The organism is Agromyces aerolatus (assembly GCF_031432255.1).
GTDB lineage: Bacteria > Actinomycetota > Actinomycetes > Actinomycetales > Microbacteriaceae > Agromyces.
The window spans coordinates 1-23,007 of record NZ_JAVKGQ010000005.1 but is presented as its reverse complement, the minus strand read 5'-3'; the positions used below and the strand labels follow the sequence as shown (position 1 = coordinate 23,007).

Here is a 23,007-nt window from a genome sequence, read left to right as displayed (position 1 = left end):
GTCACGGTCCGGGCGCGAACGTGCCGAGCAACCGCTGCAGCGAGTCGAGCCGGGCCGGGCCGGTCTCGCCGAGCTCACCGGCCTCGACGGCTTCGACGATCGCGCAGTCGGGGGCGTCGGGGAGGTGGGTGCACCCGCGCGGGCACTCCTCGGCGACACGTGCCAGGTCGGTGAAGGCGGCGAGGATGCTCGACGGGTCGATGTGACCGAGCCCGAACGAGCGGACGCCGGGCGTGTCGATGACCCATCCGTGCCGCTCGCCGACCTGCACACGCAGGGAGACCGTCGACGACGACGTGTGGCGTCCACGACCGGTGACCACGTTCACCCGACCGGTGGCGCGGTCGGCGCCGGGGACGAGGGCGTTGACGAGTGTGGACTTGCCGACGCCCGAATGGCCGACGAACACCGTGCGGTGGCCGGTGAGACGTTCGGCGATCGCCTCGAGAGGCATCCGTTCGCGGCCACTCAAGAAGACGGGGATGTCGAGACCCGCGAAGTTCTCGAGGAAGGGTGCCGGATCGGCGAGGTCGGTCTTGGTGACGCAGATGAGCGGCACGATGCCCGCGTCGTACGCGGCGACCAGGTAGCGGTCGACGAGCCGCACCCGCGGTTCGGGGTCGGCCGCGGCGATGACGATGAGCATCTGATCGGCGTTGGCGACGATGACGCGCTCGACCTCGTCGGTGTCGTCCGCACTGCGGCGCAGGAGCGTGCTGCGTTCGCCGATGCGCACGATCCTCGCGAGCGTGCCGGGCTCGGCGGTCGTGTCGCCGACGAGGTCGACCAGGTCGCCGGTCACGACCGACTTCCGGCGCAGCTCGCTCGCACGCGCGGCGGTCACCTCGCGCTCGGCAGGCCCCGCTTCGTCGACGAGGACCGCGTATCGCCCGCGATCCACCCCGAGCACGACGCCGCGCACCGCGTCCGCGTGCTCAGGTCGCACCTTGGTGCGCGGACGGCTGCCACGCCGGTTCGGCCGCACGCGGACGTCGGACTCGTCGAACTCGCCCTCGTCGTCCTCGTCGTCGTCCGCGTCCCACCAGCTCATGCCCGGAGCCGCTCCCAGAGCTCGGTGAACTGGGGGAGGGTCTTCGAGGTGGTGGCGATGTCGTCGACCACGACGCCGGGCACCGCGAGGCCGATGATGGCGCCGGTGGTCGCCATGCGATGGTCGGCGTAGGCGCGCCACGGGCCGCCCGTGAGCGGCGCCGGCTCGATGTGCAGCCCGTCGTCGAGCTCGGTCACCCGGCCGCCGAGGCCGTTGAGCTCGGTCGCGAGCGCGGCGAGCCGGTCGGTCTCGTGGTGGCGGATGTGGCCGATGCCCGTGAACGTGCTCGGGGAGTCCGCGAGCGCGGCGAGCGCGACGAGGTTCGGCACGAGCTCGCCCGCCTCGGAGAGGTCGAGCTCGACACCGCGGATGCCGCGCCCGGCCGCGTCTCGCTCGGGCGCGTGCACGGTCAGCCGGTCGGCGGCGCGTTCGACGCGTGCCCCGAATCGCGGCAGGAGCTCGGCGAGTCGTGCGCCGACCTGCGTCGTCTCGGCGGGCCAGCCGCTGATCGTCACCGAACCGCCCGCGACGAGCGCGGCGATGAGGAACGGCGCCGCGTTCGACAGGTCGGGCTCGATCGCGATGTCGGCGGCGCGGATCGGACCGGGCTCGACGACCCAGCGGCCCGGTTCGGGTGTCGCGACGGCGACGTCGTGACCCGCGAGCGTCGCGATGGTCATCTCGATGTGGGGGAGACTCGGCACCCGGTCTCCGCGGTGACGGAGGTCGAGGCCGCGTTCGAACCGCGCGGCCGAGAGCAGGAGTGCGGAGACGAACTGGCTCGACGCGGAGGCGTCGATCTCGAGTTCGCCGCCGCCCACACGCCCGGTGCCGTGCACGGTGAACGGGAGCGTGCCGCGGCGATCGTCGGCGAGATCGACGCCGAGCGTCTGCAGACCCTCGATCACGCCGCTCATGGGCCGGCGTCTGGCGTACTCGTCGCCGTCGAACGTCGTCGGGCCGAGTGCGAGTGCGGCGACCGGCGGCAGGAACCGCATCACGGTGCCCGCCAGACCGCAGTCGATCGTCGTCGACCCGGTCAGCTCGTCAGCGGGCGTGACCACGAGGTCGTCGCCGAACTCGCCCGAGCCCGCGGCTCGCTCGATGCGCGTGCCGAGCGCACGCAGACCGTCGATCATGAGCTCGCTGTCGCGCGACCAGAGCGGGGCGTGCAGCGTCGAGGGGCCGTCTGCGAGCGCGGCGAGCACGAGCTCGCGGTTCGTGAGCGACTTCGAGCCGGGAAGCGAGAGGACCGCCTGCAGCGGCCCGGTCGCGACGGGCGCGAGCCAGCCGTCGTCCGACTCGGTCTGCCGGGCGTCGCCGTACGGATCGAACTCTGGTTCGGAATACCTCGAAATCTGCATCGGTTATCAACAGTAGCGCGAGGCGAACGAAGGGAACGGTGCCGGTGACGATCAGTGTGCTCGAACGGTCGGTGGCCTCGCCGACCGTGCCGGTCCGGGGTCTCCGGGCGCCGGACGATCTAGGATGGCCGGTGATGACTGCCGACCAGACGGAGCCCGTCGCGACCGAAGCGGATCGCCCGTTGGGCGAGCTCTTCGAGGAGCAGGCGCTGCCCTACCTCGATCAGCTGTATGCCGCGGCGCTCCGCATGACGAAGAACCCGGCAGACGCGCAAGACCTCGTCCAGGAGACGTTCGTGAAGGCGTACGCCGCCTTCGCCCAGTTCACCCAGGGTACGAACCTCAAGGCGTGGCTGTACCGCATTCTCACGAACACCTTCATCAACACGTACCGCAAGAAGCAGCGCGAGCCGTACCAGGGCACGATCGACGAGCTCGAGGACTGGCAGCTCGGCGGCGCCGAGTCGACGACCGCGCGTTCGAGCCGGTCGGCCGAGGCCGAGGCGATCGACCACCTGCCCGACAGTGCGGTGAAGGACGCGCTGCAGGCGCTGCCCGAAGACTTCCGCCTCGCCGTCTACTTCGCCGACGTCGAGGGTTTCTCCTACCAGGAGATCGCCGACATGATGAACACCCCCATCGGGACCGTGATGAGCCGCCTGCACCGTGGCCGGCGTCTGCTTCGCGAGTCCCTCGCCGACTACGCCCGCGACCAGGGGTTCGCCGTAGCCGACCGACCCACCAGGAGCAAGAGATGACCGACTGCGGTTGCGAGAAGGCCCGAGCCGAGCTCGAGGAGTATCTGCACAACGAGCTGTGCCGGGAGGACGCGGCAGACATCCGCGAGCACATGGAGCACTGCCCCGACTGCTCGGCCGAGCTCCGGGTGGGCATCACCATCACCGAGGTGGTGCAGCGCGCGTGCCGCGAGAACGCACCCGAGGAGCTGCGCACGGTCGTGCTCACCCGGATCCGCGAGATCCAGGCGCACGGCGTCCTCGTCGTCGACTGACGCGTTCAGCCGGCTGACGCATTCAACCGTTCGGTGGAGGCGCGGATCGGCTGACTCCGCGTAGCGTCGTCTCCGATGGACACGACCGAGCACCGCCAACACCACCCGCACCACCGCCATCGAGCCGGTCGCGTGCCGGTCTGGCTCCGAGCCGGGATCCCGGCCGTGCTCATCCTCGTGTGGCTGGCGCTGTTCGGCGCCGGAGGCGCCTCGTTCGGTTCGCTCTCCGATGTCGTCGAGAACGATCAGGCCCAGTTCCTGCCGGCGTCCGCCGAGGCCACCGAGGTCAACGAGCTGCAGGCCGCGTTCCGCGACTCCGACGCGATCCCGGCGATCGTGGTCGTGGCGTCCGAAGACGAGCTCGACGAGTCGCAGCTCCAGGCGGTCGACGACCTTCGCGCCGAGGTGCTGCAGATCGAGGGCGTCGTCGACGACGAGACCTCACCGGTGATCGTGAGCGACGACGGTGAGGCGGCGCAGTTCGTCGCGTCGATCGACTCGGGCGACGGCGAGGGCGGGCCCCGCGACGTCGTGGAGGAGATGCGCGGACTGCTCGAGACGTCACCCGTTCCGGGCACCGAGGCGGCCGTCACGGGTCCCGCGGGCTTCACGGCCGACCTGGCCGGCGCGTTCAGCGGCATCGACGGGCTGCTGCTCGCCGTCGCGCTCGCCGCCGTGTTCGTCATCCTCGTGATCGTGTACCGGTCTCCGCTGCTGCCGTTCATCGTGCTGCTCACGAGCCTCACCGCGCTGTGCGCCTCTGTCCTGGTCGTGGTCTCGCTTGCGGCCGCCGATGTGCTGCCGATCTCGGGGCAGACCCAGGGGATCCTGTTCATCCTGGTGATCGGCGCCGCGACGGACTACGCGCTGCTGTACATCTCCCGCTACCGGGAGGCCCTCGCACACCACGAGCGGAAATGGGATGCGACCTGGGCGGCCCTCAAGGGCGCCTGGGAGCCGATCGTCGCCTCCGGCGGGACGGTCATCGTCGGGTTGCTCATCCTGCTCGCGAGCGAGCTGACGTCGAACAAGATCCTCGGGCCGGTCGCCGCGATCGGCATCGTCTTCGCGCTCCTGGCGGCGCTCACGCTGCTGCCGGCGCTGCTGCTCTGGGCCGGGCGGGTCGCGTTCTGGCCGCGCAAGGTTGGGCGAGCGGATGCCTCGGTCGAGGCCTCATCGGAGCCGGCCGCGGACGGGGCATCCCTCGCCGAGTCGCCGGGCGGGGCATCCGTCATCGATCCCGTCACCGACCGCGCCCACGCCGGGGCGCAGGCCCGTGAACGCGGGGTCTGGGCGGCCGTCGGCCGCCTCGTCTCCCGCCGCCCGCGGACCGTGTGGATCGCCTCGGTGCTCGTGCTCGCGGCGATGTGCCTCGGGTTGCCGCAGCTGAAGGCCGACGGTGTCGCGTCGAGCGAGTTCGTGCTCGGGCAGTCGCAGGCGCGCGACGGACAACGGCTGCTCGGTGAGCACTTCCCGGCCGGTTCGGGGACGCCCGCGGTCGTCATCGGCCCCGAGGCCGACCTGCAGGCCATGGCCGGCGTCGCGCTCGACGCCGACGGGGTCGAATCCGTTGCGGTGCTCGCCGCCGACTCACCCGCCGGTCAGGCGCCCGTCACCGCCGAGGGCGTCCAGGCGTTCGGGCCTCCGGGCACTCCCGTGCCCGAACCGACCGTCGTCGACGGGGAGGTGCTGCTGCAGGTCACCCTCGCCGACCCGTCCGACTCGCTCGAGGCCGAGGCGACGGTCGCCGACCTCCGCCGGCAGCTCGACGAGGTCGGTCAGAACGTGCTCGTCGGCGGGCCGACCGCGGTCGCACTCGACACCGTCGAGGCGTCGATCGCGGACCGGACGCTGATCATCCCGCTCGTCCTCGTCGCGATCCTGCTCATCCTCATGCTGCTGCTGCGCGCGATCGTCGCGCCCGTGCTGCTCATCGCGAGCGTGGTGCTGTCGTACGCGGCGGCGCTCGGCGTCTCGGCGCTCGTGTTCAACGGGATCTTCGGCTTCCTGGGAGCCGATCCGTCGGTCCCTCTGTTCGCGTTCGTGTTCCTCGTCGCGCTCGGCGTGGACTACAACATCTTCCTGATGACCCGCGTGCGTGAGGAATCGGCGCTCCTCGGCACCCGTCCCGGGATCGTCCGCGGCCTTCGCCTGACCGGAGGCGTGATCACCTCGGCCGGCCTCGTGCTCGCCGCGACGTTCGCCGCGCTCGGCGTGCTGCCCATCCTGTTCCTGGTGCAGATCTCGTTCATCGTGGCGTTCGGTGTGCTGCTCGACACGTTCCTCGTGCGCACTCTGCTGGTGCCGGCGCTCGCGTACGACCTCGGGCGGGTCATCTGGTGGCCGTCGAAGCTCAGCCGGAAGCGCCCCTCGCCGGTCGAGCGCGAGAGAGTGAGCGCCCCCTCGCCGGTCGAGCGCCGGATCGAGTAGCGCAGCGTATCGAGATCTCGGCGCGCCAGCGCCGTATCGAGACCTTCCTCGCGCGCTACTCGACCGACGAAGAGAGCGGATGCCCCGGGGCATCCGCTCTCTTCGTGTGGTGGTATCGCGCTACAGGGTGAGCGCGCGGCGCACGATGTCCTGCTGCTCGACCGCGTGGCGCTTGGCCGACCCGGTCGCGGGCGAGGCCGCCGCGGCGCGGGCCACGACGCGGACCTCGCGCGGCCCGAGCTTGTTCGTCTCGATGATGAAGTACGGCCACGCGCCCTGGTTCTCGGGCTCGTCCTGGGCCCACACCAGCTCCGCGTTCGGGTACGAGTCGGCGATCGCCTTCAGCTCGGTCGCCGCGAGCGGGTACAGCTGCTCGAGGCGGACGAGCGCGATCTCGGGGTTCGGGTTCTTCTCGAGCTCGGCGAGCAGGTCGTAGTAGAGCTTGCCCGAGAGGAACACGACCCGCTTCACGGCCGCGCGATCGGTGATGCGCGCGTCGTCGATGATCGGCTCGAACTTGCCGGTCGTGAAGTCCGCGACCTCGCTCGTCGCGCCGCGCAGCCGCAGCATCGCCTTGGGCGTGAACACCACGAGCGGGCGGCGCGGGCGCGCATAGGCCTGACGGCGCAGCAGGTGGAAGTACGACGCAGGGGTCGACGGGCGCGCGACGGTCATGTTGTTCTCGGCGCACAGCTGCAGGTACCGCTCGATGCGTGCGCTCGAGTGATCGGGGCCCTGGCCTTCGTACCCGTGGGGGAGCAGCAGCACGACACTCGACCGCTGGCCCCACTTCTGCTCGGCCGACGAGATGAACTCGTCGATGATGATCTGCGCGCCGTTGGCGAAGTCGCCGAACTGCGCCTCCCACAGCACGAGCGCGTCGGCCCGCTCGACCGAATAGCCGTACTCGAAGCCCATCGCGGCGTACTCGCTGAGCAGCGAGTCGTAGATCCAGAACTTCGCCTGGTTCTCCGACAGGTTCTGCAGCGGCAGCCATTCCTGGCCGTTCGCACGGTCGTGCACGACCGCGTGGCGCTGCACGAACGTCCCGCGCCGGGCGTCCTGGCCGGCGAACCGGACCGGGGTGCCCTCGAGCAGCAGCGAGCCGAGTCCGAGCAGCTCGCCGAAGCCCCAGTCGATCTTGCCGTTGCGGCTCATCTCGTAGCGCTTGGTGAGCAGCTGCTGGATCTTCGGGTGCACGGTGAACCCGGCGGGTTTGTTGTTGAACGCATCGCCGATCGCGTGCACGACCTCGACGGGCACGCCCGTGGTCTCGAGCTCGCCCGCGGCCGGCTCGGCGCCGCCGTCGGTGTCGGCGCCCGAGCCGCCGACGATCGGGATCGCCCCGGTCTGCGCCGCGTGCGTCTCGGCGAAGGCGCGTTCCATGCGGTCCTGGAAGTCGCGGTGCGCCTCTTCGTACTCGGCCTCGGTGATGTCGCCGCGGCCCACGAGCGCCTCGGTGTAGAGCTTGCGCACCGAACGCTTCGCCTCGATGAGGTTGTACATGAGGGGCTGCGTCATCGACGGGTCGTCGCCCTCGTTGTGGCCGCGCCGGCGGTAGCAGACGAGGTCGATGACGACGTCGCGCTTGAACTCCTGGCGGTAGCGGAACGCGAGCTCGGCCACCCGGACGACGGCCTCGGGGTCGTCGCCGTTCACGTGGAAGATGGGCGCCTGGATCGTCTTCGCGACGTCGGTCGAGTAGATCGAGGAGCGCGCGTCGCCCGGCACGGTCGTGAACCCGACCTGGTTGTTGATGTTCACGTGGATCGTGCCGCCCGTGCGGTAGCCGCGCAGCTGCGACATCTGCATGGTCTCGACGACCACGCCCTGACCGGCCATCGCGGCGTCGCCGTGCACGAGGATCGGCAGGGTCGAGAACGTGCCGATGGGCTTGCGGTCCTGCTTCGCGCGGACGATGCCCTCGAGCACGCCGTCGACGGCCTCGAGGTGCGACGGGTTCGCCGCGAGCGAGACGGTGATCTGCTCGCCCTCGTCGGCCGTGAAGGTGCCCTCGGTGCCGAGGTGGTACTTCACGTCGCCAGACCCGTGCGCGCTCGCGGTGCCCTCGAACTCGCGGAAGACCTGACCGTACGTCTTGCCGGCGATGTTCGTGAGCACGTTCAGCCGGCCGCGGTGCGCCATGCCGATGGCGACCTCGTCGAGGCCCTCCTTGGCCGCGCCCTGCAGGATCTCGTCGAGCAGCGCGATCACGGACTCGCCGCCCTCGAGGCTGAACCGCTTCTGGCCGACGTACTTCGTCTGCAGGAACGTCTCGAACGCCTCGGCCTCGTTGAGCTTGCGGAGGATCCGCATCTGCTCGTTGTGGTTCGGCTTCTCGTACTTGCGCTCGACCTGGTGCTGGATCCACTTGCGCTGCACCGGGTCCTGGATGTGCATGTACTCGATGCCGATCGTGCGGCAGTACGAGTCGCGCAGGATGCCGAGGATGTCGCGCAGCAGCGCCGTGCGGGTGTCGCCGAAGCCGCCGGTCACGAACTCGCGGTCGAGGTCCCAGAACGTGAGGCCGTGGCTCTCGAGGTCGAGGTCGGGGTGCGAGCGCTGCACGTACTCGAGCGGGTCGATGTCGGCCATCAGGTGGCCGCGCACGCGGAACGCGTTGATGAGCTCCTGCACACGCGAGGTCTTGTCGATCGCGCTGGCCAGGTCGACGTTGATGTCGGGCGCCCACCGGATCGGCTCGTAGGGCAGCCGGAGCGCGGCGAAGATGTCCTCGTAGAAGTTGCGCTGCCCGATGAGCAGCTCGTGCACCTTCTTCAGGAACTCGCCGGACCCGGCACCCTGGATCACGCGGTGGTCGTACGTCGACGTGAGCGTGATGGTCTTGCCGACGGCGAGGTTCGCGAGCGTCTTCTCGCTCGAGCCCTGGAACTCGGCCGGGTACTCGAGGGCGCCGGCGCCGATGATGCAGCCCTGCCCCTTCATGAGGCGCGGGACCGAGTGCACGGTGCCGATGCCGCCGGGGTTCGTCAGCGAGATGGTCGCACCCTGGAAGTCGTCGGCCTTGAGCTTGTTGTTCCTGGCGCGCGAGACGAGGTCTTCGTACGCCGCGAGGTACTCGTTGAACGTCATCGTCTCGGCGCGCTTGATGGCCGGGACGAGGAGTGCGCGCGTGCCGTCGGGCTTCGGCAGGTCGATCGCGATGCCGAGGCCGATGTGCGCGGGGCGGACCAGCGACGGCTTGCCGTCGGGCTCCGAGTAGTAGACGTTCTGGCTCGGGAACTCCTTGAGCGCCTGGATCAGCGCCCAGCCGATGAGATGCGTGAACGAGATCTTGCCGCCGCGCGAACGCCGCAGATGGTTGTTGATCACGATCCGGTTGTCGATCATGAGCTTCGCGGGCACGGTGCGCACGCTCGTCGCGGTCGGGACCGTGAGCGACGCGTCCATATTGGCCGCGAGCGCCTTCGGCATGCCCTTGAGGGTCACGACCTCGTCGTGGCGCTCCTCGTCGGCGACGACCGGCTGCGGGCTCGTGACGGGCACATCGGCCGGGACCGGCTCGGGGCGCGGGGCCTGCGAGGTGGTCCGTGCGGCGGGCGCCTGCCCGAGGACCGGCGCGGGCGCCGTGATCGGGGCGGGCTCGGCGGCCGGTGCGTCGCTCGCCGCGGGTGCGGCGGCGGCCTCGGTGGCGGATGCCTCGGCCGGGGCGGATGCTTCGGCGGGGGCTGCCGAGGTGGGGGCAGGCTGCCCGTCGGCGGCGCCCTGCGTCTTGGACTGGTGGTACTGCTCGAGGACCGGCCACCAGGTCCGGTCGACCGTCGAGGGATCAGCGACGTATTTCTCGTACATCTCGTCCACGAGCCATTCATTGGCTCCGAACTCCGCCGCGGTGTGTTCTTCAGAACCCGACCCGGTCAATTGGCTCGACACAGCCTCTCGCCCACTCTCTCCGTTGACGCTCGTTGCCTACACGGCGATGAGCCACGACACGCGGATGCGCTGGACCCGACCACCCAATGAACAAGCCTAACCCCCGCCCGCCTCGCCTCGGCACACCGCGCCGCGCCGCGTCCGCAACCGGGCGAGGTAGCGTGGAATGCATGGAGTTCTACCGGACGGCGCCGACCCACGATCTGACCTACTCCGACGTGTTTCTGGTGCCGAGCCGGTCCGGGGTGTCGAGCCGGCTCGACGTCTCGCTCGCGACCGACGACGGCTCGGGGGCGAGCGTGCCCGTGATCTCGGCCAACATGAACTCGGTCACGGGCCCCCGGCTGGCCGCGACGCTGGCCCGGCGCGGCGGGCTCAGCGTGCTCCCGCAGGATCTGCATGTGGATGAGTTGGCCCAGGCGATCCGGTGGGTCAAGTCGCAGCCCGTGGCCTACGACACCCCGCACGTGTTCTCGCCCGATGCGTCCGCCGCGGAGGTGCTGCTCGCGCTGCCCGCCGCGCCGGGCCACGGGGTCGTGCTCGAGGACGACGCCGGCGGCTTCGCCGGCTGCATCCCGGCCGAACGCCTGGGCACCGCGTTGCCCGACGCCCGGCTCGGCGACCTGGTGCACGGCGAGCTCGCCTCGATCGACGCGGACGAGGCCGACTCGCCGCGGGCCGCGTTCGACCTCATGGTCGAGGCCGGTCTCGAGTTCGCGCCCGTGCTGCGCCACGGCCGGATCGTCGGCACCCTGAGCCGGCGCAGTGCGCTGCGCGGAACCATCTACGCGCCGAACGTCGACCGGGACGGGCGGCTGCGCGTCGCTGCGGCGGTCGGCATCAACGGCGACGTCGCAGGCAAGGCCAAGGCCCTCGCCGACGCGGGTGTCGACCTGCTCGTCGTCGACACCGCGCACGGGCACCAGGACGGGATGCTCCGCGCGATCCGCGCGGTCCGCGAGCTCGGACTCGGCCTGCCGATCGCGGCCGGCAACATCGTCACCGCCGACGGCGTCGCCGACCTCGTGGACGCCGGCGCGAGCATGCTCAAGGTCGGCGTCGGCCCCGGGGCGATGTGCACCACGCGCATGATGACGGCCGTCGGCCGGCCGCAGTTCTCCGCGGTGCTCGAGACGGCGGAGGCGGCGCGCGAACTCGGCGCGCACGTGTGGGCCGACGGCGGCGTGCGGTACCCGCGCGACGTCGCGCTCGCGCTGGCCGCCGGTGCCTCCGCCGTGATGGTCGGGTCCTGGTTCGCCGGAACCATCGAGGCGCCCGGCATGCTCCGCGTCGACGACGCCGGCCGCGCGTTCAAGGAGAGCTGGGGCATGGCGTCGACCAAGGCCGTGCGCGAGCGGTTCGATCGGCTCTCGCCGTACGAGCTGGCTCGCCGCGAGCTCTTCGCGGAAGGCATCTCGTCGTCCTCGATCTATCTCGATCCGCTGCGACCGTCGGTCGAGGACCTGCTTGACATGATCACCGCGGGCGTCAGGAGCTCGTTCACGTACGCGGGCGCGCGCACCCTCGCCGAGTTCCGCGAGCGGGCCAGGGTCGGCATCCAGTCGGCGGCCGGGTACGAGGAGGGGAAGGCGCTGCCGGTCAGTTGGTGACCGCGCGGTCTCGGGACGTGCGAACTCGATAGACTGAGGCGACCATGGACGAACCTCCCTCTTCGACCTCACCCGGGCACAGACCCTCGCCCGTGACCGGTCGGGCAGCCGCCGATGTCTGAGTGGATCCTGCTCGCCATCGGACTCCTGCTCACGATCGGCACGGGCTTGTTCGTTGCGAGCGAGTTCGCGCTCGTGAACCTCGACCGCGCCGACCTCGAGGCGCGGCGGGCCAAAGGCGAGACGCGGCTCGGCCTCACGATCGCCGCGCTGAAGATCACCTCGACGCACCTGTCCAGCGCGCAGCTCGGCATCACCCTCACGACGCTGCTGACGGGGTACACCATGGAGCCGGCGATCTCGTCGCTGCTCGCGGGGCCGCTCACGTCGCTCGGTCTGACCGAGGCGCTCGTGCGCCCGATCGGGGCGATCACCGCGATGGTCGTGGCCACGCTCCTGTCCATGGTCATCGGCGAGCTGGTGCCGAAGAACTTCGCGCTCACGCTGCCGCGCGCGACGGCGAAGGTCGTCATCCCGTTCCAGACCGCGTTCACGTGGGTCTTCCGGCCCGCGATCTCGCTCCTGAACGGATCGGCGAACGCCCTCCTCCGCGCGATGGGCATCGAGCCGAAAGAGGAGCTCTCGGGCGCCCGTTCGGCCGAGGAGCTGTCGTCCCTGGTGCGGCGCTCGGCGAGCGCCGGGCTGCTCGAGCAGGACACGGCGACCCTGCTCGGCCGGACGCTGCGGTTCTCCGAGCACGACGCCTCAGATGTGATGACGCCCCGGCCGAGCGTCGCCGCCGTGCAGCGTTCCGAGTCGACCGAGGTCGTGCTCGATCTCGCACGCCAGACGGGGTACTCGCGATTCCCGGTCTACGAGGAGAACCTCGACGACATCGTCGGCGTCGTCCACGTGAAGCAGGCTGTCTCGGTGCCGCGCGAGCGCCGGAGTGACGTGCCGGCGTCGGCCCTGCAGACCGAGGTCGTGCGCGTCCCCGAGACGATGACCCTGGACACGCTGCTCGGCGAGTTGCGCGGTCGTGGGTATCAGATGGCGGTCGTGGTCGACGAGTACGGGGGGACGGCGGGCGTCGTGACGCTCGAAGACCTCGTCGAGGAGCTCGTCGGCGAGGTCGCCGACGAGCACGATCGGGCACGAGCCGGCATCGTACGCCGTGGCGACGAGATCAGCTTCCCCGGCATCCTCCGTCCCGACGAGCTGCTCGACCGGACCGGGATCCGCGTTCCGGAGGACGGCGACTACGAGACCGTGGCCGGCTTCGTCGTGAGTGAGCTCGGGCGGTTGCCGGTCGTCGGCGACGGGGTGCCCGCCGAAGGCGGCCGGCTCGAGGTGCAGCGCATGGAGGGCCGACGGATCGACCGGCTGAGGTTCATCCCCGATCCCGCACCCGACGAGACCGATGACACCCGGGAGGGGCTGCGATGAGCGACTGGATCGGCCTCGCCTGGCTCGTGGTCCTGCTCGCGGGCAACGCGTTCTTCGTCGGCGCCGAGTTCGCCGTCATCTCGGCACGACGCTCGCAGATCGAGCCGCTCGCCGAACGCGGCAGCCGCCGGGCGAAGACCGCGCTGTGGGCGATGGAGCACGCGACGCTCATGCTCGCGATGAGCCAGCTCGGCATCACGATCTGCTCGCTGCTGATCTTGAACGTCTCGGAGCCCGCGATCCACCACCTGCTCGAGATCCCGTTGCACCTGACGGGCTGGTCCGAGGAGGTCATCGGCACGATCGCGTTCGTGATCGCGCTCGTGCTGGTGTCGTACCTGCACGTGGTGTTCGGCGAGATGGTGCCGAAGAACCTGTCGTTCTCGCTGCCCGACAAGGCCGTGCTCCTGCTCGCGCCGCCGCTGGTGTTCATCGCTCGCGTCTTCCGGCCCGCGATCGTCGCGCTGAACGCCACGGCGAACGGCGTGCTGCGGCTGTTCGGCGTCGAGCCGAAGAACGAGGCCAACTCGACGTTCACGCTCGAAGAGGTGCAGACCATCGTCGACCGTTCACGGCGTGAGGGCGTGCTCGACGACGCGAGCGGCACGCTCACCGCGGCGTTCGAGTTCACGACTAAGCGCGTGAGCGACGTCGCCGTCCCGATGACGCAGCTCGTGAGCCTGCCGCCCGAGGCGACGCCGGCCGACGTCGAGCGTGCGGTCGCCAGGCACGGGTTCTCGCGATACGTCCTGCTCGGTGCCGACGGCGAGCCGGCCGGGTACGTCCACCTCAAGGACGTGATCGACCTCGAGAACGGCGAGTTCGACCATCCGCTGCCCGCGAAGCGCGTGCGGCGACTGGTGTCCATCTTCGGCGGCACCGACCTCGAGGACGCGCTCGCGACCATGCGCCGGCTCGGCACCCACGTCGCCCGCTCGTTCGACGAGCAGGGCGCGACGACGGGCGTGATCTTCCTCGAGGACATCATCGAGGAGCTGGTGGGGGAGGTGCAGGACGCGACGAGGCGCCGATGAACCCCTCGTTGAGGCGGACGCGGTGACTCCGGCGTAGACTCCCGACCGACCCGAGGAATCGAGGGTGAGTCATGTTCGAGAATGCGTCAGCGTACGCGGTGTTGCCGGCCTCCGACCTCGACCGGGCTCGACGGTATTGGACCGACCTGCTCGGGAACGACCCCGAGATGAGTCTCGAAGACGAGGCGTTCTTCATCACGATCGGCGGGGTCCGGGTGCTGGTGTATCGCACCCAGTTCGCCGGGACCGCGCAGAACACCGTGCTCGGCATCGAGAGCGACGACCTCGACGGCGACATGGAGCGGCTCCGCGGGCTCGGGATCGAGTTCAACCAGTACGACCTGCCGGGCCTGACCACGGTCGATGACGTGGCCGAGGTCGACGGGCTCCGCACCGCCTGGTTCACCGACAGCGAGGGCAACATCGTCGCGATCGGGGATCGCGTGCAGGTCTGACGGCGACGCCGCCCGCCGCGGCCGCCCGGCCCATAGGGTGGTGGCATGGATGACGCCGCGTGGCAGGAATGGACCGCGGCCGACGCCGCCGGCTGGATCCGGCGACCCGAGGCCGATGACGACAAGTACCGCCGCGGGGTGCTCGGGGTACTCACCGGATCGACCGAGTACCCGGGCGCCGCGGTGCTCGGCGTCGAAGCCGCCCACCGGGCGGGCATCGGCATGGTCAGGTACATCGGCCCGCGACCGCTCAGGGCCGCGGTGCTGCTCCGGCGGCCCGAGACGGTCACGCAGTCGGGTCGCGTCCAGGCGTGGCTGCTGGGCTCGGGCATGGATGCCTCGCACCGCACGTTCGTGCTCTCAGGCGACCTGCAGCACGCGCTCGCCTCCGGTGTGCCCGTCGTCCTCGATGCCGGCGGCCTCGACCTGGTCGGCACGCACAACGGGCCGACGGTCATCACGCCGCACGCGCGGGAGCTCGCGAAGCTCCTGGTCTCGCGCGAGATCCGCACGACCAAGGACGCCGTGCTCGAGAACCCCGCAGGGTGGGCGGCGCACGCCGCGAGCGAGCTCGGCGTCGTCGTCCTGCTGAAGGGTGCCGTGACCCACGTCGCGGACCCCGGCGGCCGCCGGCTCAGCGTGCACGCGCCGACGCACTGGCTCGCCACGGCCGGCACGGGTGACGTGCTCGGTGGCGTGCTGGGCGCGCTCGTCGCGAGCCACCACGATCAGGTGATGACGGATGCCACGGTGCTGACCAGGCTCGCCGCGACGGCCGCGTTCGTGCACGGCGAGGCCGGCCGGCTCGCGAGCGAGCGCGTCGACGGCGGCCCCATCGCCGCGCTCGACGTCGCGGAGGCCGTCCCGTCCGTGATCGGCCGGCTGCTCGCGAGCTCCACGCCGGTGGAGTAGCGCCAGAGGCACGAAGACGCGCATCGAGACTCGACGTCGGCGCAAGGCACGCGGCGATATATGACGATCCGATCGCCGGGAACCGGCTCGGTTAGGATCGCTGCCATGACGGCAGGGGGCGTGAGCGAGACATCCGCCGCGCCGCACCGGGGCGTGATCCGCCGCGGGCTGGCCGGCCGCACCGCGCTCTGGGTCACGTTCGCGGTCGTGCACGCGGCGCTCGCCGCGCTGAACCTGTTCGCGCCGGGCTGGCCGCTCGGCGACGTCGAGAGCGTCTACCTCATGTGGACGCAGCAGGCGGCGAACGGCTGGCTGCGCGTCGGCATCGACGCGCCATGGGTCTACCCGATCCTCGCGTTCGCACCGATGACGGCGTCGCTCGCATTCGGAGTCTCCTGGTACCCGGTCACCTGGCTCGCACTCATGACGCTCCTCGACGCGATCGCGTTCGCCGTACTGCTCGGCCGGCGACGCTGGTCGCGCCCGCGCCGGGTCGCCGCCTGGTGGTGGCTCGGCTTCCTCGCCGCACTCGGGCCGATCGCGCTCGGCCGCATCGATGCGGTCACGGTGCCGATCGCGCTCGTCGGGCTGCTGCTCGCCGCCGGGCGACCGCGGGTCGCCGCCGCTCTGCTCACCGTCGCGACGTGGGTCAAGGTCTGGCCGGCCGCCCTCCTCGCCGCGCTCGTCATCGCGCACCGGCGTCGGTTCGAGATCGTGACCGTCGCCGTCGCGCTCAGCGTCGGCATCATCGGAGTGTGCCTGCTCGCGGGGTCGGGTCTGAACGTCTTCGGTTTCATCGGACAGCAGGCGGGGCGCGGGCTCCAGGTCGAGGCGCCCATCGGCGTGCCCTGGCTCTGGCAGATCGTGGCCGGCACGCGCGGCGTGGAGATCGAGTACGACCGCGACATCCTGACCTACCAGATCACCGGGCCCGGAGTGGCGACGGCCGCGGCGCTGACGACGCCGCTCATGGCGCTCGGCGTGCTCGCCGTCGCGCTCGTGGGCATCCGCGCAGTCAGGCGCGGCGCGCCGATCGGCCGCATCCTCGCTCCGCTCGCCCTTGCGCTCGTCATCGTGCTCATGCTCGCGAACAAGGTCGGCTCGCCCCAGTTCGCCACCTGGCTCGCCGCACCGATCGTGCTCGGGCTCGCGACGGCGCCCCGGCGATTCACCCTGCCCGCGGTGCTCGCGGGTCTCGTCGCGCTGTTCACGCACCTCATCTACCCCTACTGGTACGGGTGGCTGCTGGCCGCGAGCCCGGGCTCGGTGCTCCTGCTCACGGGCAAGTCGGCGCTCCTCGTGCTCCTGCTCGGCTGGGGCATCCGCTCGCTGTGGCAGGCTGGAACCGAGCGGGCCGCGACCGGCGGCGGCATTCGGCCGGCCGCCTCGGTCCGCACCGGGGAGGAATGATGCTGGTCGCATTCTCTGTGGCACCGAGCGGCACCGGTCGCACCGACGGAAGCGTGCACGACGCGGTCGCCGCGGCCGTCCGGATCGTCCGCGAGTCGGGCCTGCCGAACCACACGGACGCCATGTTCACGACGATCGAGGGCGAGTGGGACGAGGTCTTCGACGTCGTGCGCCGCGCGACCGAGGCGGTCGGGGAGTTCGGCTCGCGCGTCTCGCTGGTGCTGAAGGCCGACATCCGGCCGGGGTATCGCGGTGAGCTCGACGGGAAGCTCGAGCGACTCGAGGCCGCACTCGACGCGTGATCGGGTGAGGCGGAGCGCCGATGCGCGTCGGGGGCGTCCAACCTCGGCGTGATCGAATCGATTCGAATCGTGAGATGATCGACCGGTGACCCTCACCTCAGACGGGCCGACGACGTGGTCGCCGGCCCGTGTTCGTGTCGCCCTGCTCGCGCTTGCCCTGGGCGGATTCGGCATCGGCGCGACCGAGTTCGTCGCCATGGGCCTGCTGCCGAACATCGCGTCCGATCTCATGCCCGGGCTCTACGCGACCTCGCCCGAGGAGGCGAACGCGCGAGCCGGCTGGATCATCTCCGCCTACGCCGCCGGCGTGGTCGTGGGCGCGCCCACGATCGCGGCTGCCGCGGCCAGGTGGCCGCGGAAGCGGCTGCTCCTGTGGCTGATCACGGCGTTCGCGCTCGGCACGGTCGCGTCGGCCCTGCTTCCGAGCTTCGAGCTCGTCCTCATCGCGCGGTTCGTGTCGGCGCTCCCGCACGGTGCATACTTCGGCATCGCCTCGCTGGTCGCGGCGAGTCTCATGGGGCCCGGCAAACGCGCCAGAGGGGTCGCGCTCGTGCTCTCGGGGCTCACGATCGCGAACGTGATCGGCGTGCCCGCGATCACGTGGCTCGGACAGGTCGCCGGATGGCGCGTCGCCTACCTCGCGGTCGCGGCGATCTTCGCGCTCACGTTCGTCGCCGTGCTGGCCGCCGTGCCATGGCAGCCGGGCGACGCCGCAGCCACGATGCGGCGCGAGCTCGCGGCGTTCGGACGCGCGCAGGTCTGGTTCGCCGTCGGGATCGGCGCGATCGGGTTCGGCGGGCTGTTCGCCGTGTACAGCTACGTCGCACCGCTCGCGACCGACGTCACCGGACTCGCCGAAGACCTCGTGCCGATCGCGCTCATCGCGGTCGGGCTCGGCATGACGATCGGCAACCTCATCGGCGGCCGGCTCGCCGACTGGAGCGTGCGACGCGCGATGTACGTGTTCTTCGTCGTGCTCGCGGGCGCGCTCGTGCTGCTCGGCCTGACCGCGGCTCACCCGGTGGGCCTGTTCGCCGGGTTGTTCCTCATCGGGGGCGCCTCGTCGGCGCTCTCGCCCACCATTCAGGCGCGCCTCATGGACGTCGCTCGCGACAGCCAATCGCTCGCCGCCGCACTCAACCACTCGGCGCTGAACATCGGCAACAGCCTCGGTGCGCTCCTCGGCGGTCTCGCGATCGCGGGCGGCCTCGGGTACGTCGCGCCGGTGTGGATCGGGCTGGTGCTGACCATCGTCGGCCTGGGCCTCGCGGTCGCGAGCTTCGGGCTCGACCGGGCCCGCCGTCGGCGTGGGGTCGTGGTGTCGGTGACGACCGCGGCGACGCCCGCCCTGGACTAGGCGTCGCGGCGGCGGCCCACGCGAGCCGGCTCGACCCGGTCAGTCGCTCTGCAGCAGGATCCCGTCGGCGATCGCGCGCTTGCGCAGTGCGACCTTGGTGCCCACGTCGTAGCCCGCGACGCGGTACTTCTCGCGGATGCGCTTGAGGTAGCTCTTCGCCGTCTCCTCCGAGATGCCGAGCTGGAACGCGACCGCCTTGACGGGCTGACCCGCGCCGTAGAGCGCCATGACCCGGCGCTCCTGCGCCGAGAGCTTCGGGCCGAGACCGTCCTCGATGAGCGTGGCCTGCAACTCGGGCGTGAGATACGACTCGCCGAGCTTCGCCGCCCGGATCGCCTCGACGATCGTCTCGACCGGCTCCGATTTCGGCAGATAGCCGAGCGCCCCGGCGCTCAGCGCCTCACGTACGACGGCCGGCTCCGAGTAGGTGCTGATCAGCATGGTCTGCACGTCCGCCGACTTCAGCATCGACAGCTTCAGCGAGACCGGGATGTTGTCCTTCAGATCCAGGTCGAGCAGCACGACATCGACCGGGAACGCGGGATGCGCGAGCAGCTCCGACCACGACGGGACGGCCGCGACGACGTCGATGTCGGGCGCTGCGCCGCGCAGCCACTCGCTCAGTGCGCCGAGCAGCATGCGGTGGTCGTCGACGATCGCCAGACGGATGGGGGCGGTGGAATCGGGCATTCAGGTTTCCCTCGTTCGCGCGCCGCGTTCCCGCGTCATGATGGACGCGCGCGACGGCTGGTCGGTTCGACAGAGGATATCGACGCGGAGGCGCTCGGCGTCGGTGGTCGTGCGGTGGGTCCCGACGCTCTCGACCGCATCCCACATCGCCGCGTCCAACTGACGCAGGGCGACGCCCGAGATGCCGATCGCGATGCCGAGGTCCCCGTACGGGTCGTCGCCGCGCGCGCCGCCGGCATCGGCGAACCCGGCGGGCAGTCCCGCCTGCGCGTCGATCTGGCCCACCCGCACGGTCGCGCGCGCCGAAGCCCGTCGCGAGCGCTCGCCCACGATGAGCCAGAGCGCGAAAAGCAACCCTTCGCGCTGCGCCGGCGTGAGCTTGCCGGCGAGCCCGTTCGGGTCGGTGACCTCGACGCGCCCCGACAGGTAGGCGGACTCGGCGACCGCGTGCCGCAGCCACGTATCGGTCCGGCCCTCGATGAGCCGGATGCGCAGTCGCGCCGCGAGCCGGCCCGCGAGCTCGGCCTTGTCCGGGGGCAGCGGGATCGCCACCCGCCCCGCACCGACGTCCTCGAGCAGCGACTCGGCGTCGAAGTCGAGCTGCGCGAGCTCCTCGGATGCACGCATGCCCACCGCGGTGCGCGGCGTGGCCACCGTCGACTGCACGAGCGACAGGTCGACCTCGCGGCGCGCGAGCCGCCGGAACCCGCGCACCGTCATCACGGTGAGCGCCACCGGCAGCAGCGCCGTGCCCGCGACCGCGAGCCCGAACACCACGCTCCGGCCCGCCGACGGGAGCTGCAGCAGGGCCTCGACCGCGAGCGCCCCCGCCAGCACCGACGTCGCGGCGAGCGGGCCGGCCGTGCCGCGAAGCGCCGCGACCGGCATGAGCACCATGGCCGCGGCGGGAGCCGCGGTCGCGGTCACCCCGACATGCAGCAGCGTCGCGGTCGTCGCCACATCGAGCACGACCGGCACGGCCAGCGCGACCAGGATCAGGCCGAAGAGCCAGTCGGGCACGCGGTAGGAGAGCGCGGCGACGGTGGTCACGCCGGCGGCCAGCACCACTGCGAGCGCGATCCATGCGGGCCACGGACCAGGGCCGGGCGGGAAGTACGGGGCGATCGCCACGGCATGCACGAGCTGCGCGGCGATGAGGATGCCCGCGGCCACCGCCGCACCGAGCGCGAGCCGCGTGCCGCCGTGGCTGCCGTACGCGTCGACCGCCGCACGCGCCGAACGCGCGGGGCGCCGGAAGCTCTGCTCGCGGCCCGCCGTGGCGGTCGCCTCATCGAATCCGCCGGTCATGGCTTCGGCACCTCGAGCATGACGGTGGTGCCCGCACCCGGCGATGAGAACACCCGGGCGCGGCCGCCCACCGACGTGAGCCGGCCCACGACCGACTCGGCGAATCCGAGGCGTCCCGAGTCGATCAGTGCGGGCTCGAACCCGGTCCCCGCGTCCGAGACCATCGCCCGCACGGTGTGGTCGTCGTCGGTGACGGTGACGTCGGCCTCGTTCACGCCGGAGTGCCGGCGGACGTTCTCGAGACACTCGCCGAGTGCGCCGAGCAGCGCGTCGAGCGTGTCCCGCGGGAGCACCAGCTGACCGGCACCGTGCCAGTTCACGTCGAGCCCCATGCGGGCGAACCGCTGACGGACCGACTCGAACGTCGTGCCGAGTGCGTCGGCGTCCTGGTCGGGCGAGAACATCGAGCTGCCGCCGCTGTCGAGCGGGGCTCCGAGCCTGAGCAGCCGCAGCAGCCGGGCATCGTCGCCGGCCTGCTGGCGGAGCGCGGCCGGCCCGACCCCGACACCCGAGTGGGCGAGCAGGCTGAGCGTCGCCAGGACGGTGTCGTGCAGCACGCGCGCGTCCTGCCGCTGCTGCGCCTCGAGCTCGCTCGCCAGCCGCTCGGCCTCGTGCGCGCGCCCGACCTCGGCGATGCGCTCGGCGGTCCGCGCGATGGCGCGGTCGATCCAGATCCCGAGTGCGCCGCACGCGAGCCAGCCCGCGATCGCGGTGAGGATGGGCGTGGCGACCGGTTCGCCCGTGAGCGCGAGCACCCACAGGGTCACGATGACGGACACCGCGAACGTGACCGCGAGGGCGATGCCGTGCCGTCGCACGATGACGGGGATGGCGGTCGAGGCCGCGGCGACCCCCGCGATCGACGAGATCGCGGCGAGCGCGACCGGGTCGGCGCCCGCGTCGCTGCCGATGAACGCGATCGCCGCAATCGAGGCCGCGACCGCGGCTGCGGACAGCACGAGCGAGCCGCGTTGCGTCGCGAGGAACACGAAGGCGCCGACCGCCGCGACCGCAGCCGCGGCCGCGAGCAGGAGCAGACCGGAGAGCGTGCCGGGCACGAGGAGGCAGGCGAGCGCGACGGCGGCGCCGGTGATCCCGGTGACCCGCGAGACGCGCCGGAGCAGCCGGTCGCGTTCCTTGTGGATGCGCTTCACTACACCCCCAAACGCGCGATCGATCGAGGCGCCGACGAGTGCCGCCCTTGGACCGAGCGTACAACCTCGCCGTCGGTAAGCGGAGAAGCACGTCCGCCCGTCACGCGGCGAAGAGCTCGCCGAGCGCTCGGCCGACGGCGGCGTCCTCGATCAGGAACGCGTCGTGTCCGAACTCGGATGAGACGACGACGGGTTCGTCGCCGTGCACGCTCCGCGGAAGCAGCGCGGCGATCTCGCGCTGACCGGCGAGCGGGAAGTAACGGTCGCTGTCGATGCCGAGCACGAGGCTCGCAGCCGTGACCCGGGCGAGGGCGTTCGCCACACCGCCACGGCCGCGGCCCACGTCGTGCGAGTTCATGGCCTCGGTCAGGACGAGGTAGCTGTTCGCGTCGAACCGACGGGTGAACCGGTTGCCGTGGAAGTCGAGGTACGACTCGACCGCGAACCGGCCGCCGCCGCCGAGCGGATCGATGCTCGACTGCCAGCTGCGCGCGAAGCGTTCGTCGAGCTCGGCCGCGGTGCGGTAGTTCAGCATCGCGAGCCGGCGGGCGAGCGCGAGGCCACGGCTCGGGCCGTCGCCGTCGATCGCGTCGTAGAACGCGCCGCCCCGGAACGCCGGGTCGACGCGGATCGCCTCGATCTGCATCGAGTTGTGGGCGATCTGGTCGGCGGTCGCGGCCGCCGGCGCGGCGAGCACCGCGACCCGCTCGACGGCCTCTGGAGCCATGATGGCCCACTCGAGCGCGTGCATCGCGCCCATCGAGCCGCCGACGACGGCGGCGAACCGGTCGATGCCGAGCTCTTCGGCGAACCGCTGCTGCGCGCGCACCTGATCGCGGATCGTGAGGAACGGGAAGCGTGGGCCCCACTCGACGCCGTCGGGGGCGAACGACGAGGGGCCGGTCGTGCCCTGGCAGCCGCCGAGCACGTTGGCGGCGACCACGAACCAGCGATCCGTGTCGATGGCGAGCCCGGGACCGACGATGCCGGACCACCAGCCCGCGGTCGGGTGGCCGGGCCCGGCCGGGCCGCGCACGTGGGCGTCGCCCGTGAGCGCGTGCAGCACGAGCACCACGTTGTCGCGTGCCGGCGAGAGCTCGCCCCAGGACTCGTACGCGATCCGCACGTCGGGCAGCGTCGCGCCGGACTCGAGCGCGAGCTCGCCGATGCGCACGAACCGGCGGTGGCCGACCGGGTCACCCTCGCGCCAGGCCCCCGTCGCCGGAGCCCGGCCGGGCGCGACCGGCGTCGGCAGCGCGGGTGCGCGCCGCGCGGGCTCCGCCTCCGCCATCCGCTGCCAGTCCATGCTCTCGATTCTCGCGGACATCGGCAGAACGATCGGCATTGTTACGTGCCCCCGCGCGGACCGCGGCCGCGGGCGCTTTTCTCACTCAGGAAGAATGCTGCGACGCGCCGCGATCGAACGTGCGGCTCGCCGTTCGCTGCGGCGATCTTCCTGAGCAAGGAAACGGGTCGGTGGACGGGGCGCGGATGCCCCGGACGAGCGGATGCCTCGGAGCACCGTGAACTGACCCCCGGGAGTTGGACTGAGTAATTCAGTTTCGGCTCCTGGGGGTT

18 protein-coding genes are annotated in these 23,007 nt (G+C 71.4%); 11 read left to right on the top strand and 7 right to left on the bottom strand.

Going from position 1 to position 23,007, the window contains the following annotated elements; genetic code table 11:
* Nucleotide 1 precedes the first annotated feature (1 nt).
* Together rsgA and aroA are read right to left on the bottom strand one after the other, a co-directional pair.
* The gene (rsgA, locus tag RH864_RS08245; RefSeq protein WP_310517061.1) at nucleotides 2-1,051 is read right to left on the bottom strand and encodes a ribosome small subunit-dependent GTPase A; all 1,050 of its coding nucleotides are present in this window, start codon (nucleotides 1,049-1,051) and stop codon (nucleotides 2-4) included.
* Nucleotides 1,048-2,415 (bottom strand): 3-phosphoshikimate 1-carboxyvinyltransferase, encoded by a 1,368-nt coding sequence (gene aroA / locus RH864_RS08240; RefSeq protein ID WP_310517060.1) that lies wholly within the window; start codon nucleotides 2,413-2,415, stop codon nucleotides 1,048-1,050. The genes rsgA and aroA overlap by 4 nt, the downstream gene beginning before the upstream one ends.
* A gap of 134 nt (nucleotides 2,416-2,549) precedes the next feature.
* Between aroA and RH864_RS08235 the strand changes: the two genes are divergently transcribed.
* The 3 genes from RH864_RS08235 (at nucleotide 2,550) to RH864_RS08225 (ending at nucleotide 5,857) form a co-directional block, all read left to right on the top strand.
* Nucleotides 2,550-3,173 carry a sigma-70 family RNA polymerase sigma factor gene (locus RH864_RS08235; RefSeq protein ID WP_310517059.1) on the top strand — a complete coding sequence of 208 codons (624 nt, stop codon included), beginning with the start codon at nucleotides 2,550-2,552 and terminating at the stop codon, nucleotides 3,171-3,173.
* Nucleotides 3,170-3,427, top strand: a complete 258-nt coding sequence (gene rsrA / locus RH864_RS08230) for a mycothiol system anti-sigma-R factor (RefSeq protein ID WP_310517058.1) — start codon at nucleotides 3,170-3,172, stop codon at nucleotides 3,425-3,427. Before RH864_RS08235 ends, rsrA begins: the two co-directional genes overlap by 4 nt.
* Before the next feature lie 75 nt (nucleotides 3,428-3,502).
* Nucleotides 3,503-5,857, top strand: coding sequence for an MMPL family transporter (locus RH864_RS08225; protein ID WP_310517057.1), 2,355 nt, complete (start codon nucleotides 3,503-3,505; stop codon nucleotides 5,855-5,857).
* A 120-nt stretch (nucleotides 5,858-5,977) separates the two neighbouring features.
* On the opposite strand, the gene RH864_RS08220 is transcribed toward RH864_RS08225, so the two are convergent.
* Nucleotides 5,978-9,751: a multifunctional oxoglutarate decarboxylase/oxoglutarate dehydrogenase thiamine pyrophosphate-binding subunit/dihydrolipoyllysine-residue succinyltransferase subunit gene (locus tag RH864_RS08220; protein WP_310517056.1), complete on the bottom strand. Its 3,774-nt coding sequence runs from the start codon at nucleotides 9,749-9,751 to the stop codon at nucleotides 5,978-5,980.
* Nucleotides 9,752-9,921: 170 nt separating this feature from the next.
* On the opposite strand from RH864_RS08220, the gene guaB1 reads away from it, so the two are divergent.
* The 8 genes from guaB1 to RH864_RS08180 all read left to right on the top strand — a co-directional run bounded on the left by guaB1 (nucleotide 9,922) and on the right by RH864_RS08180 (nucleotide 18,277).
* A complete protein-coding gene (guaB1, locus tag RH864_RS08215; protein ID WP_310517055.1) occupies nucleotides 9,922-11,361 on the top strand; it encodes a GMP reductase in 1,440 nt (479 codons plus the stop codon).
* A 114-nt stretch (nucleotides 11,362-11,475) separates the two neighbouring features.
* The gene (locus tag RH864_RS08210) at nucleotides 11,476-12,807 is read left to right on the top strand and encodes a hemolysin family protein (protein WP_310517054.1); all 1,332 of its coding nucleotides are present in this window, start codon (nucleotides 11,476-11,478) and stop codon (nucleotides 12,805-12,807) included.
* The gene (locus RH864_RS08205; protein ID WP_310517053.1) at nucleotides 12,804-13,841 is read left to right on the top strand and encodes a hemolysin family protein; all 1,038 of its coding nucleotides are present in this window, start codon (nucleotides 12,804-12,806) and stop codon (nucleotides 13,839-13,841) included. The genes RH864_RS08210 and RH864_RS08205 overlap by 4 nt, the downstream gene beginning before the upstream one ends.
* Nucleotides 13,842-13,912: 71 nt before the next feature.
* Entirely contained in the window at nucleotides 13,913-14,296 is a 384-nt protein-coding gene (locus tag RH864_RS08200; RefSeq protein WP_310517052.1) for a VOC family protein, read from the top strand.
* Nucleotides 14,297-14,341: 45 nt separating this feature from the next.
* Nucleotides 14,342-15,208 carry an ADP-dependent NAD(P)H-hydrate dehydratase gene (locus RH864_RS08195; RefSeq protein ID WP_310517051.1) on the top strand — a complete coding sequence of 289 codons (867 nt, stop codon included), beginning with the start codon at nucleotides 14,342-14,344 and terminating at the stop codon, nucleotides 15,206-15,208.
* 105 nt (nucleotides 15,209-15,313) lie between these two features.
* A complete protein-coding gene (locus RH864_RS08190) occupies nucleotides 15,314-16,618 on the top strand; it encodes a glycosyltransferase 87 family protein (RefSeq protein ID WP_310517050.1) in 1,305 nt (434 codons plus the stop codon).
* Entirely contained in the window at nucleotides 16,618-16,920 is a 303-nt protein-coding gene (locus tag RH864_RS08185) for a thiamine-binding protein (protein ID WP_310517049.1), read from the top strand. Before RH864_RS08190 ends, RH864_RS08185 begins: the two co-directional genes overlap by 1 nt.
* A gap of 85 nt (nucleotides 16,921-17,005) precedes the next feature.
* A complete protein-coding gene (locus tag RH864_RS08180; RefSeq protein ID WP_310517048.1) occupies nucleotides 17,006-18,277 on the top strand; it encodes an MFS transporter in 1,272 nt (423 codons plus the stop codon).
* Between the two features lie 39 nt (nucleotides 18,278-18,316).
* Here RH864_RS08180 and RH864_RS08175 read toward each other — a convergent pair whose 3' ends face one another.
* The 4 genes from RH864_RS08175 to metX form a co-directional block, all read right to left on the bottom strand.
* Nucleotides 18,317-18,967 carry a response regulator transcription factor gene (locus tag RH864_RS08175; protein WP_310517047.1) on the bottom strand — a complete coding sequence of 217 codons (651 nt, stop codon included), beginning with the start codon at nucleotides 18,965-18,967 and terminating at the stop codon, nucleotides 18,317-18,319.
* Nucleotides 18,968-20,275: a hypothetical protein gene (locus tag RH864_RS08170; protein WP_310517046.1), complete on the bottom strand. Its 1,308-nt coding sequence runs from the start codon at nucleotides 20,273-20,275 to the stop codon at nucleotides 18,968-18,970.
* Nucleotides 20,272-21,429: a sensor histidine kinase gene (locus RH864_RS08165; RefSeq protein ID WP_310517045.1), complete on the bottom strand. Its 1,158-nt coding sequence runs from the start codon at nucleotides 21,427-21,429 to the stop codon at nucleotides 20,272-20,274. Before RH864_RS08165 ends, RH864_RS08170 begins: the two co-directional genes overlap by 4 nt.
* Nucleotides 21,430-21,529: 100 nt before the next feature.
* A complete protein-coding gene (gene metX / locus RH864_RS08160) occupies nucleotides 21,530-22,735 on the bottom strand; it encodes a homoserine O-acetyltransferase MetX (RefSeq protein ID WP_396129955.1) in 1,206 nt (401 codons plus the stop codon).
* Between the last annotated feature and the right edge of the window lie 272 nt (nucleotides 22,736-23,007).

Bases quoted from the DNA above. Each gene is read 5' to 3' on its own strand.
- rsgA (WP_310517061.1), bottom strand. From the start codon at position 1,051: ATGAGCTGGTGGGACGCGGACGACGACGAGGACGACGAGGGCGAGTTC.
- aroA (WP_310517060.1), bottom strand. From the start codon at position 2,415: ATGCAGATTTCGAGGTATTCCGAACCAGAGTTCGATCCGTACGGCGAC.
- RH864_RS08235 (WP_310517059.1), top strand. From the start codon at position 2,550: ATGACTGCCGACCAGACGGAGCCCGTCGCGACCGAAGCGGATCGCCCG.
- rsrA (WP_310517058.1), top strand. From the start codon at position 3,170: ATGACCGACTGCGGTTGCGAGAAGGCCCGAGCCGAGCTCGAGGAGTAT.
- RH864_RS08225 (WP_310517057.1), top strand. From the start codon at position 3,503: ATGGACACGACCGAGCACCGCCAACACCACCCGCACCACCGCCATCGA.
- guaB1 (WP_310517055.1), top strand. From the start codon at position 9,922: ATGGAGTTCTACCGGACGGCGCCGACCCACGATCTGACCTACTCCGAC.
- RH864_RS08210 (WP_310517054.1), top strand. From the start codon at position 11,476: ATGTCTGAGTGGATCCTGCTCGCCATCGGACTCCTGCTCACGATCGGC.
- RH864_RS08205 (WP_310517053.1), top strand. From the start codon at position 12,804: ATGAGCGACTGGATCGGCCTCGCCTGGCTCGTGGTCCTGCTCGCGGGC.
- RH864_RS08200 (WP_310517052.1), top strand. From the start codon at position 13,913: ATGTTCGAGAATGCGTCAGCGTACGCGGTGTTGCCGGCCTCCGACCTC.
- RH864_RS08195 (WP_310517051.1), top strand. From the start codon at position 14,342: ATGGATGACGCCGCGTGGCAGGAATGGACCGCGGCCGACGCCGCCGGC.
- RH864_RS08190 (WP_310517050.1), top strand. From the start codon at position 15,314: ATGACGGCAGGGGGCGTGAGCGAGACATCCGCCGCGCCGCACCGGGGC.
- RH864_RS08185 (WP_310517049.1), top strand. From the start codon at position 16,618: ATGCTGGTCGCATTCTCTGTGGCACCGAGCGGCACCGGTCGCACCGAC.
- RH864_RS08175 (WP_310517047.1), bottom strand. From the start codon at position 18,967: ATGCCCGATTCCACCGCCCCCATCCGTCTGGCGATCGTCGACGACCAC.
- RH864_RS08170 (WP_310517046.1), bottom strand. From the start codon at position 20,275: ATGACCGGCGGATTCGATGAGGCGACCGCCACGGCGGGCCGCGAGCAG.
- metX (WP_396129955.1), bottom strand. From the start codon at position 22,735: ATGGACTGGCAGCGGATGGCGGAGGCGGAGCCCGCGCGGCGCGCACCC.